The organism is Streptomyces sp. NPDC017056, from assembly GCF_044332485.1.
Lineage (GTDB): Bacteria > Actinomycetota > Actinomycetes > Streptomycetales > Streptomycetaceae > Streptomyces.
This window is the reverse complement of sequence record NZ_JBIRPD010000020.1, coordinates 152,674-169,069: the sequence shown is the minus strand read 5'-3', so window position 1 is coordinate 169,069 and position 16,396 is coordinate 152,674. Positions and strand designations below refer to the sequence as shown.

At 73.0% G+C, this 16,396-nt stretch carries 13 protein-coding genes; 3 read left to right on the top strand and 10 right to left on the bottom strand.

Annotated elements, in window-relative coordinates; translation table 11 throughout:
- Window positions 1–404 precede the first annotated feature (404 nt).
- Window positions 405–1,412 (bottom strand): stage II sporulation protein M, encoded by a 1,008-nt coding sequence (locus ACH4OW_RS31005; RefSeq protein WP_398031104.1) that lies wholly within the window; start codon window positions 1,410–1,412, stop codon window positions 405–407.
- A 126-nt stretch (window positions 1,413–1,538) separates the two neighbouring features.
- Between ACH4OW_RS31005 and ACH4OW_RS31000 the strand changes: the two genes are divergently transcribed.
- Window positions 1,539–2,618 carry an RDD family protein gene (locus tag ACH4OW_RS31000; protein ID WP_398031102.1) on the top strand — a complete coding sequence of 360 codons (1,080 nt, stop codon included), beginning with the start codon at window positions 1,539–1,541 and terminating at the stop codon, window positions 2,616–2,618.
- 81 nt (window positions 2,619–2,699) lie between these two features.
- Here ACH4OW_RS31000 and ACH4OW_RS30995 read toward each other — a convergent pair whose 3' ends face one another.
- On the bottom strand, window positions 2,700–3,314 hold the full coding sequence (locus ACH4OW_RS30995; protein ID WP_360126829.1) for a hypothetical protein: 615 nt from the start codon (window positions 3,312–3,314) through the stop codon (window positions 2,700–2,702).
- Between the two features lie 132 nt (window positions 3,315–3,446).
- Window positions 3,447–4,904 carry an adenosylhomocysteinase gene (ahcY, locus tag ACH4OW_RS30990; protein ID WP_360126832.1) on the bottom strand — a complete coding sequence of 486 codons (1,458 nt, stop codon included), beginning with the start codon at window positions 4,902–4,904 and terminating at the stop codon, window positions 3,447–3,449.
- 816 nt (window positions 4,905–5,720) lie between these two features.
- Here ahcY and ACH4OW_RS30985 point away from each other — a divergent pair.
- Window positions 5,721–7,817: a fructose-specific PTS transporter subunit EIIC gene (locus tag ACH4OW_RS30985; protein WP_398031110.1), complete on the top strand. Its 2,097-nt coding sequence runs from the start codon at window positions 5,721–5,723 to the stop codon at window positions 7,815–7,817.
- 138 nt (window positions 7,818–7,955) lie between these two features.
- On the opposite strand, the gene ACH4OW_RS30980 is transcribed toward ACH4OW_RS30985, so the two are convergent.
- From ACH4OW_RS30980 to ACH4OW_RS30950, 7 genes are all read right to left on the bottom strand, one after another.
- Window positions 7,956–8,915, bottom strand: coding sequence for a cation diffusion facilitator family transporter (locus tag ACH4OW_RS30980; protein ID WP_360126838.1), 960 nt, complete (start codon window positions 8,913–8,915; stop codon window positions 7,956–7,958).
- Between the two features lie 236 nt (window positions 8,916–9,151).
- Window positions 9,152–10,354 (bottom strand): mannose-6-phosphate isomerase, class I, encoded by a 1,203-nt coding sequence (gene manA / locus ACH4OW_RS30975; RefSeq protein WP_398031101.1) that lies wholly within the window; start codon window positions 10,352–10,354, stop codon window positions 9,152–9,154.
- 120 nt (window positions 10,355–10,474) lie between these two features.
- The gene (locus ACH4OW_RS30970; protein WP_398031099.1) at window positions 10,475–11,617 is read right to left on the bottom strand and encodes an SIS domain-containing protein; all 1,143 of its coding nucleotides are present in this window, start codon (window positions 11,615–11,617) and stop codon (window positions 10,475–10,477) included.
- Between the two features lie 47 nt (window positions 11,618–11,664).
- Window positions 11,665–11,847, bottom strand: coding sequence for a Trm112 family protein (locus ACH4OW_RS30965; protein ID WP_360126846.1), 183 nt, complete (start codon window positions 11,845–11,847; stop codon window positions 11,665–11,667).
- Between the two features lie 143 nt (window positions 11,848–11,990).
- On the bottom strand, window positions 11,991–13,349 hold the full coding sequence (locus ACH4OW_RS30960; RefSeq protein ID WP_398031097.1) for a phosphomannomutase/phosphoglucomutase: 1,359 nt from the start codon (window positions 13,347–13,349) through the stop codon (window positions 11,991–11,993).
- A gap of 81 nt (window positions 13,350–13,430) precedes the next feature.
- The gene (locus tag ACH4OW_RS30955; RefSeq protein ID WP_398031095.1) at window positions 13,431–15,047 is read right to left on the bottom strand and encodes an L-lactate permease; all 1,617 of its coding nucleotides are present in this window, start codon (window positions 15,045–15,047) and stop codon (window positions 13,431–13,433) included.
- Between the two features lie 160 nt (window positions 15,048–15,207).
- Window positions 15,208–15,648, bottom strand: a complete 441-nt coding sequence (locus ACH4OW_RS30950) for a DUF3499 domain-containing protein (RefSeq protein WP_360126855.1) — start codon at window positions 15,646–15,648, stop codon at window positions 15,208–15,210.
- Window positions 15,649–15,919: 271 nt separating this feature from the next.
- Between ACH4OW_RS30950 and ACH4OW_RS30945 the strand changes: the two genes are divergently transcribed.
- Window positions 15,920–16,396, top strand: coding sequence for a metallopeptidase family protein (locus tag ACH4OW_RS30945; protein WP_398031093.1), 477 nt, complete (start codon window positions 15,920–15,922; stop codon window positions 16,394–16,396).

The following is a 16,396-nucleotide window of genomic DNA, read 5'->3' as shown; positions in this document are numbered from 1 at the left end:
TACCAGATCCGTTCGGCGTTTCCGCTTTCCGTTTCCGGCCCCCTGTTGGAGCGGGGTGGCCGTCCGGCTTTCGCTTTTCGGCCTTTCCGACTCTAGCAGATCCGATTTGCAGTCCGTTGCCGGGCTGAATTCGTTTCCGATGATGTCGGAGGGGGTTTGCCTTTCGGCTGTTCCGACTTTATCAGAAGTGTTTCGCCGATCTGAATCGGCTCACATTTTCCGGATAAAGGTTCGGAAGTGCTTCGCGGAAGTATTTTCCGGCGGAAGCAGACGAGAGACTAACTGTTGCGCTCGAACATGTCTAGTCCGTGGCAACCGTTCGAATCTACCTCCCCGCCTCACCCGTGTCAACGGGTTTCTTGGGGCGATGAGGAGATTAGCAGGTCAGAGGGGGTGCCTGCACATCAGGCGGCCGTCGGGAGGAAGGCTGCGCGATCCGACTCGTCGACATCCCCCGTTTCGCCTGTTCGGACGGCACGGCCGCCGAGCACGTACACGTAGACGAGGAACGCCACCTCTGCTGCGGCACCGATGGATATGCGGGCCCAGGTGGGCAGACCGGAGGGGGTTACGAAGCCTTCGAGGGCGCCCGCGACGAACAGGACGGCGGCCAGGCCGATCGCGACGCCGAGGGCGGTGCGGCCCTCCTCGGCCAAGGCGGTGCGGCGGGTGCGCGGGCCCGGGTCGACGACCGTCCAGCCGAGACGCAGGCCGACACCGGCCGCGACGAAGACTGCGGTGAGTTCCAGGAGGCCGTGCGGGATGAGCAGGCCGAGGAAGGTGTCGAGGCGGCCGGCGGCCGACATCAGGCCGAGGCCGATGCCCAGGTTGAGCATGTTCTGGAAGAGGACCCAGAAGACGGGCAGGGCGAGGAAGGCGCCGAGGACCAGGCAGAGGGCGACGGCTTGTGCGTTGTTCGTCCAGACCTGGGCCGCGAAGGAGGCGGCGGGGTGGCTGGAGTAATACGTCTCGTACTCGCCGCCCGGGCGCGTCATGGCGCGGAGGTCTTCGGGGGCGCCGATGGCGGCCTGCACCTCGGGGTGGGCGGCTACCCACCAGGCGATGAGCGCGCCGGCCGCGATGGACAGGAGGGCCGTCGGTATCCACCAGTGGCGCAGGCGGTAGACCGCGGCGGGGAAGGAGACCGTGAAGAACCGGGCGACGTCGCGCCAGGATGCCTTACGTGCGCCGGTGACCGTACTGCGGGCGCGCGCCACCAGAGAAGTGAGGCGTCCGGTGAGGACCGGGTCCGGGGCGCTGGTCTGGAGGAGGGACAGGTGGGTGGTGGTCCGCTGGTAGAGGGTGACCAGTTCGTCGGCCTCGGCGCCGGTGAGACGGCGTCTGCGGCGCAGCAGTTCTTCGAGCCGGTCCCACTCCGCGCGGTGGGCCGTGACGAAGACATCGAGGTCCATGGGGTTTCGCTCCTGGCGGCGCCGTGAGGTGAGTGTCTTGTCAGCTTGGCAGACTGGGCGGGTCGGCAGTGGGGCGGGCAGCGGTACGGAACGGTTCGTACGGCCCGGGGTATGGGAGGACGGCGCGTGAACGAGCTCGTAACGGGCGAAGCGGTGGTGTTGGGGCTGCGGCCTGCCCGGTTGCCGAGCCGGGCGCTGGCGGTGCTCGTGGATCTCGCCGCGGCCTGGAGTACCTACCTCCTGGTGTCGGTGCTGATGCTGAATGCCACGGGGTCGATGGACGAGGCGGCGGTGGCCGCCGTCCAGGTGGCGTTGTTCGTGCTGGTGCTGGTCGGGGTGCCGATCGCGGTCGAGACGCTGAGCCGTGGCCGGTCGCTGGGCAAGCTGGTGTGCGGGCTGCGGGTGGTGCGCGAGGACGGCGGGCCGATCCGGTTCCGGCACGCGCTGGTGCGGGGCGCGATAGGTGCCGTGGAGATCGTGATGACGATGGGCGTGGTGGCGTGCATCGCCTCGCTGGTGTCGGCGCGGGGGCGGCGGCTCGGCGACGTGTTCGCGGGGACCGTGGTCGTACGGGAGCGGATACCCACGCCGCGCGGGATGCCGGTGCTGCCGCCTCCGCCGCCGTGGCTGGCGGCGGAGCTGGGCGCGCTGGACCTGTCGCGGGTTCCGGACGGCTGGTGGCTTACGGTGCGCCAGTTCCTGAGCCGGATGGGCCAGCTGGATCCGCAGGTCGGCGGGGGGATGGCGGCTCGGCTGGCGGGGGATCTGTGCGGTTGGACGGGGGCGTCGGTGCCGGCGGGGATGCCGCCGGCGGTGTATCTGGCCGCGGTGGCGGGTGAGCGGCAGGCGCGGGAGGCGCAGCGGGCGTTCGGCGCGCCGCTGGGGGCTCCGGGGCCGGTGGCCGCCGGGCCCGGGGGTGGGGACGGACGTCCGGGCGGTGGGCCTGCGGCGGCTTGGGGCGGGCAGCAGGGTACGTGGGCTCCGGCGCCTGGTCCCATGGCAGCCCCGTATGCGGCGCCTGGGCCCACGGCAGCGCCGTACGCGGCTCCTGCGCCCTCGGTGGCGCCGTACGCGGTGCCTGCTGCCGGGCATGGGAGCGGCGCTACGGCCGGGCCGGTCGGTGGCGGCGAGGCCGGGCCGGTGCGGTCCGAGCGCGGGCCGGAGGGTGGCGGCGAGCGTCGTTCGGGGTTCGCGCCGCCGGCGTGAGGGCCGGCGTGAGGGGGCCGGTGTGAGGGGGCCGGTGTGAGGGGGCCGGTGTGAGGGGGCCGGCGGGCTGGGGGTCGCCGGTCAGGTGAAGGTCGAAGGCGGGGTTTCCAGGTCTTCGAGTTCGATGCCGGGTGCGGACAGGACGACGTCGCCGGCGAGGTGTACGGCGTGCTGTTCACCGGTCTCCAGGTCGTTGACCTGGTATTCGTCCGCGGTCAGCGGGCCGTTGTCAGTGGCGTGTGCTGTCCTTTTCACCAGGGCCCAGGACTGGTCGAGCGTGCGGGGCGCGAGGACGGGGGGTGTGAAGGCCACGAGGCGGGTGCGGACGGCTCCGGCGCCGGGGGCGGGGCGGAGCAGCCGGGCGGTGGCGACGAGAAACGCGGGGGACGCGCCGGTGAAGGCGTGGGCGGGGACGTTGCCTTCGGTGGCGTGGTCGCCGGCCGGGTCGGTGCGGACCCAGGTGACGCCTTCGAGGGCGGCGCCGCGGACCTGCCAGCCGCCGGCGTGGAGTTCGAGACGGATGGGGCGGCCGAGGTCGTCGAGGGTGAGGTCGACGGAGCCCGCGTGGTCTCCGGAGGGAGTGGTGAGCTGGGAGACGTAGCGCCAGCCCGACGGGCCGGTGGCGCAGTGGAAGTGTTCTTCGCCGAGGGGGGTGTGGTCGTGCGGGTCGTGCAGGGAGTATCGGCCGCGGGGCATGGGGGTCCTTGGTCGGGTCCGGTAGTACGGGTCAGGCCCCCGCCGTGGTGCTGGACGGGGGCCTGGTTCACCGGCTGCCGGTGGTGGTGCCCGCCGTGCGCGGTGGCAGGGCGGGCGCCGGGGTCACCGGGATCAGTAGCGGTAGTGGTCGGACTTGTACGGGCCCTCGACCGTGACGCCGATGTAGGCGGCCTGCTCGGGGCGCAGCGTGGTGAGCTTGACGCCGAGGGCGTCGAGGTGGAGGCGGGCGACCTTCTCGTCCAGGTGCTTGGGCAGGACGTAGACGTCGGTCGGGTACTCCGCCGGCTTGGTGAACAGCTCGATCTGGGCCAGGGTCTGGTCCGCGAAGGAGTTGGACATCACGAAGGACGGGTGGCCGGTCGCGTTGCCGAGGTTGAGCAGGCGGCCCTCGGACAGCACGATCAGGACCTTGCCGTCGGGGAAGGTCCAGGTGTGGACCTGCGGCTTGACCTCGTCCTTGACGATGCCGTCGATGGCGGCGAGGCCGGCCATGTCGATCTCGTTGTCGAAGTGGCCGATGTTGCCGACGATCGCCTGGTGCTTCATCTTGGCCATGTCGGAGGCCATGATGATGTCCTTGTTGCCCGTCGTGGTGACGAAGATGTCGGCGGTCTCGACGACCTCGTCCAGGGTGGTGACCTGGTAGCCGTCCATCGCGGCCTGGAGCGCGCAGATCGGGTCGATCTCGGTGATGATGACGCGGGCGCCCTGGCCGCGGAGCGACTCGGCGCAGCCCTTGCCGACGTCGCCGTAGCCGCAGACGACGGCGGTCTTGCCGCCGATGAGGGTGTCGGTGGCGCGGTTGATGCCGTCGATCAGGGAGTGGCGGCAGCCGTACTTGTTGTCGAACTTCGACTTGGTCACGGCGTCGTTCACGTTGATCGCCGGGAAGAGCAGCACGCCGTCGCGCTGCATCTCGTACAGGCGGTGCACGCCGGTGGTGGTCTCCTCGGTGACGCCGCGGATCTCCGACGCCAGCTTGGTCCACTTCTGCGGGTTCTCGGCGAGGGTGCGGTTGAGGAGCTCCAGGATGGCGCGGTGCTCGTCGTTCTCCGCGGTCTCGACGGCGGGGGCCTTGCCGTCCTTCTCGTACTCGACGCCCTTGTGCACCAGGAGGGTGGCGTCGCCGCCGTCGTCCAGGATCATGTTCGGGCCGCCGGTGGGCGAGTTCGGCCAGGTCAGCGCCTGCTCCGTGCACCACCAGTACTCTTCGAGCGTCTCGCCCTTCCAGGCGAAGACCGGGACGCCCTGGGGGTTCTCGGGGGTGCCGTTCGGGCCGACCGCGATGGCGGCGGCGGCGTGGTCCTGGGTGGAGAAGATGTTGCAGGAGGCCCAGCGGACCTCGGCGCCGAGGGCGGTGAGGGTCTCGATCAGCACGGCGGTCTGCACGGTCATGTGCAGCGAGCCGGTGACGCGGGCGCCGGCCAGCGGCTGCGCGGCGGCGTACTCCTTGCGGATCGCCATCAGGCCGGGCATCTCGTGCTCGGCGAGGGTGATCTCCTTGCGGCCGAAGGCGGCGAGGGACAGGTCGGCGACCTTGAAGTCCTGGCTGTTGGCTGCGGTCGACATTCGGGCTGCTCCCGTGGTCGAGGGTGGTTGGCTGGCAGTCTGCGGCGCGGGCAGGTGGGGACGTTACCGCCCGGTGGGCCGCGCGCGGACACACCGCGTCGGCGGCGCACCGCTCGGAGCGGCGTGCCGTTCGGGCGGTGCCGCGTGCGCGGACACACTTCTCCCCTGGCCGCAGCGCAGTCCGTCGGAGGCCCTCTCTCCCTCGGCCGGTCCGCGGGGCGGGCCGCCCGACCGCCATCAGCAGCGACGTCTGGCACTGCTCTCGAATCTACACCGGACGCCCGGGGGAACCCCAGCCCGCCCTTGGAGTCGGTGGCCGTCCGGGCCTGGGGCCGGTGGCCGTCCGGGCCTGGAGCCAGTGGCCGTCCGGGCCTGGAGCCAGTGGGTGTCCGGCCTTGGGGCCGGTGGGTGTCCGGCCTTGGGGGCGGCGGGTGTCCGGCCTTGGGGGCGGCGGGTGTCCGGCCTTGGAATCGGTGGGCGCCCGGCCTTGGGGGCGGTGGGCCTCCAGGTGGGCTCGCGGGCCGCCCGCCGGCGCGGGCTCGCAGGTCGGGGCGGCAGGCCGGGGCAGCAGGTCGGGCGGCCGGCCCGTGGGCCGGAGTGGCTTCGGGCACTGTGCACGGGTCCTTCTCTGTTGCAGGATGCGAGGAGCGCGGGAAAGCTCGCACGTCACCTCGTACGTCACCTCGTACGTCACTGTGCACATCACCTCGTACATCACCTCGCGCGCTCGTTCGTTAGGAGAACCACGTGACCACCAGTCCAGCTGATCCCCCCGAGGGCGTGGGGAGGAGCGGGCGCGGGCTGAGGCTGCTCGCCGTGACCGCCTGCCCGACCGGTATCGCCCACACGTATATGGCTGCCGAGAAGCTGAGCCAGGCTGCCGAGTCGCTCGGCCATGTGATGAAGGTCGAGACGCAGGGCTCGATCGGGGCCGAAAACGTCCTGTCTGACAACGATGTCAAAGAGGCTGACGGCATCATCGTCGCCGCGGACAAGGACGTCGATCCGGCGCGCTTCGTCGGCAAGCGGCTGCTGGTGGTCGGGGTGGCCGAGGGCATCCGCCACCCCGAGGAGCTGATCGAGCGGGTGCGGAGCGCGCCCGTGTACGGCGGCAGCGGTGACGCGAGCGGCGGCGGCACGGGGGCGCCGAGCGCGCGGTCCGGCGGTTCCGGCGGCGGCAAGGAGCGGAGCCTCGCGTACAAGGCGCTGATGAACGGCGTCAGCTACATGATCCCGTTCGTCGTGGTCGGCGGCCTGCTGCTGGCGCTGTCCCTGGCGGTCGGTGGGGAGCCGACGCCGAAGGGGCTGGTGATTCCCGAGGGCTCCTTCTGGGCGCACGTCAACGACATCGGCACCATCGGGTTCCAGCTGATGGTGCCGATCCTGTCCGGCTACATCGCGTACGCGATCGGGGACCGGCCCGCGCTGGTGCCGGGCATGATCGGCGGCTGGATCGCCAACACCGGCGAGCTGTACGACTCCAAGGCGGGCGCCGGGTTCATCGGGGCGATCGTCACCGGCTTCCTGGCCGGCTACCTGGTGATGTGGATCAAGAAGGTCCGGGTCCCCCGGTTCGTACGGCCGATCATGCCGATCATCGTGATCCCGATCGTGGCGACGGCGGCGCTCGGGCTGTTCTTCATCTATGTGCTGGGCAAGCCGATCTCGTGGGTCTTCACACACCTGACGGACTGGCTCAGCGGCATGACCGGCACCAGCGCCATCGCGCTCGGCGCGGTCCTCGGCCTGATGATCGCGTTCGACATGGGCGGGCCGGTCAACAAGACGGCGTTCCTCTTCGGTGCGGGGCTGATCGCGTCCGGCAACCAGACCGTCATGGGCATGTGCGCCGCCGCCATCCCGGTGATGCCGCTCGGCCAGGGCCTGGCCACGCTGATCCGCCGTCGGCTGTACTCCGAGCAGGAGCGGGAGACCGGCATGGCGGCGCTGTTCATGGGGCTGTTCGGCATATCGGAGGGCGCGATCCCGTTCGCGGCGGCGCGGCCCGCGCAGGTCATCCCGGCGAACATGCTCGGCGGCGCGGTCGCCGGTGCCGTCGCGGGCATGGCCGGGGTGACGGACGCGGTGCCGCACGGCGGGCCGATCGTGGCGGTGCTGGGCGCGGTCGGCGGGGTGCCGATGTTCTTCGTGGCCGTGGCGGTCGGCTCGGTGGTGACGGCGCTGGCGACGGTGGCGCTGGTGAACGTGTCGGACCGCGGGAAGGGCGGCGCGGCGGGCGCGCGCGTGGCCGCGGCGCCGGAACCGGTGCTGGCCGGGGTCGGCGCGGCCGTGGCCCCCGTACCGCCGACGGCCGGGGCGACCGCGGCGATGGCGGAAGCCGGAGCGATGGTGGCGGGAGCCGGAGCGATGGTGGACGGGACCGGGGCATCGCCGGCCGGGGCCGGGGCGACCTCGGCCGGGGTGTCCTCGGCCGGAGCCGCGTCGGCCGAGGAGCCGGTGGTGCTGTCCGGCCATCTGACGCGGGAGACCGTGCGGGTGCGGCTGGCGGCCACGGAGAAGGAGGCCGCGATCCGCGAGATGGCGGAGCTGGCGGCGCGTTCCGGCAAGGTGACGGACGTGGAAGAGCTGGTCAGGGTGGCGCTGGCGCGGGAGGCGCAGGGCACCACCGGGCTCGGCGAGGAGATCGCGATCCCGCACGCCAAGACGGACGCGGTGACCGCTCCCGTCGTCGGGTTCGCGCGTTCGGCGGCGGGTGTCGACTGGGACTCGCTGGACGGTACGCGCGCGAAGCTGGTCTTCCTGATCTCCGTGCCGGAGGCCGCGGCGGGTGACGAGCACCTGCGCATCCTGGCGCTGCTGTCGCGGAAGCTGATGGACCCGGACTTCCGGGCGCGGTTGCAGGGCGCGCCGGACGAGTCGGCGGTCCTGCGCGTGCTGGGCGAGGTCGGGTAGCCGTACGGCCGTCGGGTAGCCGTACGGCCGCAGAGGCCGCCGGGATCCGCCCGGTACGCGGCGGGGCCCCGCGCCCTCGCCGGTACGCGGCGGGGCCCCGCACCGGCAAAAGTGCGGGGCCCCGTCGCGTACCGCAGGTCAGGCGCCGCCCGGGGTCTTGGCCGGGTTGCCGCCCGCGGCTGCCGCGGACTCGTTGAAGATGTCCGGTTCCAGGTAGATCACGCGGGCGATCGGCACGGCCTCGCGGATGCGGGCCTCGGCGGCGTTGATGGCGTCCGCGACCTCCTTGGCGGTGTCGTCGTGCTGCACCGCGATCTTGGCGGCGACGAGCAGTTCCTCCGGGCCGAGGTGGAGGGTGCGCATGTGGATGACGCGGGTGACGGTGTCGCCGTCGACCACGGCCGCGCGGATCTTGGCGACCTGTTCGGGGCCGGCCGCCTCGCCGAGCAGCAGGGACTTGGTCTCGGCGGCGAGGACCAGGGCGATCAGGACGAGGAGGGCGCCGATGCACATCGTGCCGATGCCGTCCCACACGCCGTTGCCGGTGGCGAGGGTGAGGCCGACGCCGCCGAGGGCGAGCACCAGGCCGACGAGCGCGCCGAAGTCCTCCAGGAGGACGACGGGGAGTTCGGGCGCCTTGGCGCGGCGGACGAACTGGGGCCAGGTCTGCTTGCCGCGCAGTTCGTTGGACTCCTTGATGGCCGTACGGAAGGAGAAGCCCTCGGCGATGATCGCGAAGACGAGGACGCCGACCGGCCAGACCCAGTTGTCCAGCTCGTGCGGGTCGTGGATCTTCTCGTAGCCCTCGTACAGGGCGAAGACGCCGCCGATGGTGAACAGGACGATGGAGACGAGGAAGCCGTAGATGTAGCGCTCGCGGCCGTAGCCGAAGGGGTGTTCCTCGGTGGCGGCGCGCTTTGCCTTCTTGCCGCCGAGCAGCAGCAGTCCCTGGTTGCCGGAGTCGGCGACGGAGTGGACGCCTTCGGCCAGCATCGAGGACGATCCGCTGAAGGCGAAGGCCACGAACTTCGCCGCCGCGATCGCGAGGTTGGCGCCCAGCGCCGCGACGATCGCCTTGGTTCCGCCTGATGCACTCATGGGTGGCGCATGTCCCTTCCGTCGACCGGCTGCGGTGCGCAGCCTGCTCCGAGGCCGCTCCGAGGGCCCTCTTTACGAACCCTTTAGGCGGGTCATTGTTGCAGCCCGGTCGCCGGGGCGCGCACGGGGCCGCCGGCCGGACGCCATGGGGGCTCCCCGACTCCGCCCGTACCGCCCTGCCCCCGCCCGTACCGCCCCAGCCCCACCCGTACTGTCCTGTCCCGCCCGTATCGTCCTCAGGCCGTCACGGTGGCCCGGAAGACCGTGCCCTCCCCCGTGAGTCCGACGCGCTCGCCTGCCGGTACGTAGGCCGACTCGCCGGGTGCGAGTGTCAGCTCCCCGCCGGCCGCCTCCCGCAGCGCGACCGTTCCGGCGGTGCACAAGAGGATCTGCGGCGTGCGGTCGCCGGGTGTCCGGGGCTCGGCGCCGGGGGCCAGGACGTACCGGGAGAGCCGGAATTCGCCGGTCGGTGTGTCGTAGACCTCCTCGCCGGACGCCGTCGCCTCCTCAGGGCGCAGCACCTCCGCGTCCCCCGCCTCGAAGCGCACCACGCGCAGCAGTTCCGGTACGTCCACGTGCTTGGGGGTCAGTCCGCAGCGCAGCACGTTGTCGGAGTTGGCCATCAGCTCGACACCGAGGCCGTCGAGGTAGGCGTGCGGCATGCCGGCGCCGAGGTAGAGGGCTTCGCCGGGCTGGAGCCGTACGTGGTTGAGGAGCATGGCGGCGAGCACGCCGGGGTCGCCCGGGTAGTGGTGGGCGATGGCGGCGTAGGCGGCGCAGGCGTCGGCGTGCGGGCCGCCCTCGGCGGCGAGGCGCCGGGCGGCGGCCGCGGCCTGTGTGACGGTTTCGGCCGTCTCGTCGTGGCCGGCGCCCAGTACGGCGGTGAGGACCTCGCGCAGCGCGGCGTCCTCGGGGGCGGCGCGCAGGATGTCGGCGTACGGCTTGAGGCCGGCCACGCCGAGTGCGTCGAGGAGGTCGGCGGTCCCGGCCGGGTGCCGGAAGCCGCAGAGGCCCTCGAAGGGGGTGAGGGCGCAGATCAGTTCGGGTTTGTGGTTGGCGTCCTTGTAGTTGCGGTGCGGGGCGTCGAGCGGGATGCCGCGCCGCTCCTCGTCCGCGTAGCCCTCCTTGGCCTGTGCCAGGTCGGGGTGGACCTGGAGGGAGAGGGGGGAGCCGGCGGCGAGCAGCTTGAGCAGGAAGGGCAGGCGGGGGCCGAAGGCCCGTACGGTGTCCGGGCCGAGTTCGCCTTCCGGGTCGGCGGCGATGACGTCGGCCAGTGAGACCGGCCCGGTGTCGCGGTCGAGGCGGGAGGGGGCGCCGGGGTGTGCGCCCAGCCACATCTCGGCCTGGGGTTCGCCGGTCGGCTCGGTGCCGAGGAGTCGCGGTATGGCGGTGGTGGAGCCCCAGGCGTAGGGGCGCACGGTGTTCGTGAGGCGGTCCATGGTGGCGGTTCCTGATTCTTCGCTCGGGGCTGCGCGGGGCGCCGCAGCCGCGCCGGGTCTAGGGCGTGCGGTGCCGGCGGGCCGTGCCTCGGGGCGGTGCGGTGGGCGCCGGCCGGGGCCTCATGCTCCCCCGGTGCCGGCGAGCGCCAGGTAAACGGCGGCGAAATCCGTGACGGCGAGCAGTTCGGCGGCCTTCTCCAGGGCGCTGCCGTCCTCCGGTTCCAGCTCGCTGACCGGCGTGTCGTCCTGTAGCGCCAGGTCGCGGGCGGCGGGCGCGGCGGAGAGCGGGCCCGGGGCTTCCTCGCGGAGCAGGACGACGCGGGCGTGCAGGGCGGTGGGCTGGTCGACGCGGTCGCGGAAGAAGTCGTCCGGGTCGGCGCCGGCCGCGAACGGGCCGGCGAGCAGCGCGCCGTGCGTGGTCATCGCCTCGGGCAGTTCGCCGGCGAGCGCGGGCCGGCCGGCGAGTGCGGCCAGTACGGTCGCGAAGTGCCGGCCGACGGCGCCGGCGACGGTGCCTTCGGTCCAGATCAGCGGGAGCGCGTCGGCGAGTTCGGCGGCGAGGGTCTTGGCGGGGTTGGAGTACGTCTCGATGGCGGGGCCGCAGCGTTCGGCGACCTGGTCGAGGCGGTCGGCGAGCTGCCCGAGCAGCTCGGCCGGGGCGTTGAGCAGGCCGATCCGGTCGGCGAGCGCGAGCATCGGGATGAGCAGCGACCAGAGGGTGCCGGGGGCGGCGGGCGGTGCGCCGGCCACGTCGAACTCGGCGTCGTACGGGGTGGTGGCCAGGGGGACGGTCAGGCCGCGTGCCTGGACGACGGCGTCGGCGAGCGGGCCGCCTGCGGGGGTGACGGCGACGACGGAGCAGCCGCGGCGGTACGCCTGCTCGACGAGCTGGGCGAGGCCGGGGTCGGTGCCGTCGGGGCCGGCGATGAGCAGCAGGTCCAGCGGGCCCGACCAGCCGGGCAGGGTCCAGCGCAGCGCGCCGGGCCGGGCCGCGACGCCGGTGGGCCGGATGAGGGTGACCGGGCAGGTGCCGCCGCCGAGGGCGCCGAAGAGGTCGGCGACGCAGGCGGCGGCCGGTGCGGGGCCGGCCACGAGGACGGTGCGGGGCCGGCCGTCGGGCCGCAGGTCGCCGATGCCGGATTCGGCGGCGTTGCGGGCCGCGGTGCGGACCCGTGCCCCGGATTCGGCGACGCCGCGCAGCAGTCCGTAGCGGTCGGCGCCGGACAGCGCTTCGGGTGTGTCCAGAAGGGACTCGTCGAGCATGGTGAGCGCTGCCTCCGATCGCCGGTGCGGGCGGGGTGGGGTCCGGGTCAGGCGGGGCGCCGGGCCTCGTCCACCAGGAGGACGGGGATGCCGTCGCGTACGGGGTAGGCCAGGCCGCATTCCTTGCCGGTGCACTGCAGCTCGGCCGGGTCGGCGTCCGACCGGTCCGCCAGCGGGGCGTGGCACGCCGGGCAGGCGAGGATCTCGATCAGGCTGGCGTCGACCGGCATGGGGGCTTCTCCTTCGGCGTGGCTACGGCACTGCCAGCGTACCGCCGGGCGGGGCGCGGGGACGCGCCGCAGGGGCCCGGCGGGGTGGGCGGGGGCGCCGGGCCGGGCCCGCGCGCCCCCGTCGGGTGGGCGTCCGTGCCGCGTCAGGCGCGGACGATCGCCAGGACCTCGTCGCGTACCCGCTCGACCGTCGCGCTGTCCCGGGCCTCGACGTTCAGGCGCAGCAGGGGTTCGGTGTTGGAGGCGCGGAGGTTGAACCACCAGTCGGCGGTGGTGACCGTCAGGCCGTCCAGCTCGTCCAGTGCGGTGTCCTCGCGGCCCTCGTAGGCGGCCTTGATCGCGTCGAGGCGGCCGGTCTGGTCGCCGACGGTGCTGTTGATCTCGCCGGAGGCGGCGTACCGGTCGTACTGGGCGACCAGTTCGGACAGCGGGCCGTCCTGGCCGCCGAGTGCCGCCAGGACGTGCATGGCGGCGAGCATGCCGGTGTCGGCGTTCCAGAAGTCGCGGAAGTAGTAGTGCGCGGAGTGTTCGCCGCCGAAGATGGCGCCGGTCCTGGCCATTTCGCCCTTGATGAAGGAGTGGCCGACGCGGGTGCGCACGGCCGTGCCGCCGTGCTCCTTGACGACCTCGGGGACGGACCAGGAGGTGATGCAGTTGTGGATGACCGTGCCGCCGGGGTGCTTGGCCAGTTCGCGGGCGGCGACCAGGGCGGTGATGGCGGAGGGGGAGACCGGGTCGCCGTTGCCGTCGACGACGAAGCAGCGGTCGGCGTCGCCGTCGAAGGCCAGGCCGATGTCGGCGCCGGACTCGCGGACGCGGGCCTGGAGGTCGGTGATGTTGGCCGGGTCCAGGGGGTTGGCCTCGTGGTTGGGGAAGGTGCCGTCGAGTTCGAAGTACAGGGCGTCGAGGTCGATGGGCAGGCCCGCGAAGACGGTGGGGACGGTGTGGCCGCCCATGCCGTTGCCGGCGTCCACCACGACCTTGAGGCGGCGGATGCCGGAGAGGTCGACGAGGCCGCGCAGGTGGGCGGCGTAGTCGCCGAGGACGTCGCGCTGCGTGATGGTGCCGGGGGCCGCGGCGGGCTCCGGGGCGCCGCCGTCGCGCCACTGCTCGACGAGCGCGCGGATGTCGGCGAGGCCGGTGTCCTGGCCGACCGGGGCGGCGCCGGCCCGGCACATCTTGATGCCGTTGTACTGCGCGGGGTTGTGCGAGGCGGTGAACATCGCGCCGGGCAGGTCCAGGGCGCCGCTGGCGTAGTAGAGCTCGTCGGTCGAGCACAGCCCGATCTCGGTCACGTCCACGCCGAGGGCCGCGGCGCCGCGGGCGAACGCCCGGGACAGGCCGGGCGAGGAGGGCCGCATGTCGTGCCCGGTCACGATCGCGGTCGCGCCGGTGACGCGGGCGAAGGCCGCGCCGAACAGCTCGGCCAGTGTCTCGTCCCACTGGTCGGGGACCACACCGCGCACGTCGTACGCCTTCACGATCTGCGACAGATCAGTCACAGCCAGCCCTCCTGATGTCATTACGGGGTTCCCAACCTACCCGTAGGAGCCCGTGGGGAGGCCGGTGCGGGCGCGCCCCGGTCAGGGCAGCATCCACCCCAGTGCCGCCGTGCTCTGTCCCACCACGATCAGGCACATCACCAGCAGCAGTCCCAGGCTCCACGGCAGCACCTTGCGCAGCAGGTCGCCCTCGCGTCCGGCCAGTCCGACCGCCGCGCAGGCGATGGCCAGGTTCTGCGGGGAGATCATCTTGCCGAGGACGCCGCCCGAGCTGTTGGCGGCGGCGAGGAGGGCGGGCGAGAGCCCCGACTGGCGGGCCGCGGTGACCTGGAGGGCGCCGAAGAGGGCGTTGGCGGAGGTGTCGGAGCCGGTGACGGCGACGCCGAACCAGCCGAGCACGGGTGACAGGAAGGCCAGTCCGGCACCGGCGGCGGCGACGAAGTGGCCGATGGTGGCGGCCTGTCCGGAGAGGTTCATGACGTAGGCGAGCGCCAGGACCGAGGTGACGGTCAGGATCGCGTGGCGCAGTTCGCGTACGGTCGCGGCCCATTCCCGTACGGCGGTCCCGGCCCGCACGCCCAGCACCGCGGCGCTCAGCGCGCCGGCCAGCAGCACCAGCGTGCCGCCGGTGGCGAGCAGCGGCAGCGTGAAGACGTTGCCGGCGACCGGTGCGCCGTCCGGGCCCGCGACGTCCAGGAAGGGCCAGTCGACGGTGCGGGTCGCGTGCGCCGACAGGTCTTTGACGGGCGGGGCCTGGGCGAGGGAGAAGACGGTGACGATGAGGGCGTAGGGCGCGTAGGCGCGTACGACGTCGGCGCGGGAGTCGCGGACGTCCAGGTCCTCGCTGCGTGCGCCGGTCAGTACGGCGGCCCGTACCGGCTCGGAGGCGGGCCTGCGGGAGCTGGGGACCGCGACCAGCGCGGCGGCTCCGGCGAGTGCCGCGCCGATGTCGGCGAGCTGCGCCGACACGTAGTTGGCGGCGGCGAACTGCACGGCGGCGAAGGCCAGTCCGCAGGCCAGCGCGGGCGCCCAGGTCTCGCGCAGGCCGCGCCGCCCGTCGACCAGGAACACCAGCAGCAGCGGTACGACCAGGGCGAGCAGCGGCGTCTGGCGGCCGACGACCGCGGCGACGGTGTCCAGTGGCAGGCCGGTGACCTGGGCGAGCGTCACGACGGGGGTGCCCATGGCGCCGAAGGCGACCGGCGCGGTGTTGGCGACGAGGGCGACGACCGCGGCTTTGACCGGGGCGAAGCCGAGCGCGACGAGCATCACCGCGCTGATCGCGACGGGGGCCCCGAACCCGGCGAGGGCTTCGAGCAGGGCGCCGAAACAGAAGGCGATGACCAGGGCCTGGACGCGGGGGTCGGCGGAGAGTCCGGAGAAGGAGCGGCGCAGTACGTCGAAGTGGCGGGTGCGGACCGTCATCCGGTACACCCACAGGGCGTTGACGACGATCCACAGGATCGGGAAGAGGCCGAACAGCGCGCCCTGGGCGGCGCCGGAGAGGGCCTGGCCCGCGGGCATGCCGTAGCCGAGGCAGGCGGTGGCGAGGGCGACGGCGAGGCCGGTGAGCCCGGCGTGGTGGGCGCGCATGCGTACCGCGCCGAGCAGGACGAGGACGGTGACCAGCGGAGTCGCGGCGACGAGCGCGGACAGGGCGAGCAAGTCGGCTACGGGCTCCAGTTGCTGTACGAACACACGGCCTCCCGGTGGACAGCTCCCCCGTCACCTTCCGCGATACGGAAGCGGATCATTCGGGAGTGGAGGCATGGTGGTGTCCGCGCGGAGGCGGCGTCAATGCTCAGGGAGAAAGTGACCGCCCGGCGGACGGGCCCGGCGGCGGCCGTCCGCGCGCGGGTCAGGAGTCCGGCGACCGCAGGACGCGCAGGTGGCCACGGCGGGCGACCTCCATCGGGTGCGCGTCGCGCCCGTTCGGTCCGCTGACCTGGGGGCCGTTGCCGCCCGCCGCGCGTTCCTGCGGACGGGCCGCCTCGCGCACCGCGTTGGCGAGCGCTTCGAGGTCGTCGCCGCTGGGGCGGGCGGGTCCGGTGTCGGTGGCCAGGCGCACGACCTCCCAGCCGCGCGGCGCGGTCAGCCGCTCGGAGTGCTCGGCGCACAGGTCGTAGCAGTGGGGCTCGGCGTAGGTGGCGAGCGGTCCGAGCACGGCGGTCGAATCCGCATAGACGTACGTCAGCGTTGCGACGGCGGGGCGGCCGCACGCAGTGCGCGAACAGCGACGTACAGGGCTCACGACGTTGGACGGTACCGCACTCTTGAGCGGGCCGCGATGACTCTCCACGACCTCACCCGACCGTGTCGTCCCGGTTCGTCCGGTGCGCCTGACCTGCGGGCGCTCGGGCCGGCCTGCGCCGGGAACGCTGCGCCGGACGGCGGAGCGTCCCAAAAATCGTTACGACTGTGTGCATTCCGTGTCATTCCTCATGCGATTCCTGGTCCGATGCAAGGTCACAAACGAACGTAACGAGACTCTGACCGGTCAGTCGACGACATGGCACCGGATCCGCCGCTCTCCCGTCCCCTACGGGCCCGGACGGTTACGCTCGGTCCTGATGGACAGCCCCGTACCTGCCCCCGGCGACGACGCCGCGGGACCTCCCGTACCGACGGAACCGCGCCCGCGCCACCGCGACCGCCACGGCCGCGGCATGCGCGGCCCGGTCGCGCCGCCCCAGGTGCCGCTCTCCGTGAGCCGAGCGGACGCGTTCGTCGACCTCGTCTACGACTCGCGGGACCGGCTGGAGCGACGCTGGCCGCAACTCGCGGACGTCGACTTCCTGGTCGTGGAGGTACCCGGGTTCGGGCCCGGCGGGCCCGCGGAGGACGAGGACACGGTGCCGCTGGGCCGGCTGCTGCCCGCGTCCGGCGACCAGCGCGACCGCGTGGTCGTCTACCGCCGCCCCGTCGAGATCCGCACGAAGAACCGCGACGAGCGCGCCCTGCTGGTGCACGAGGTCGTCGTCGAGCAGGTCGCCGAACTCCTCGGCCTGGCCCCCGAGTCGGTCGACCCGCGCTACGGACAGGAGTGA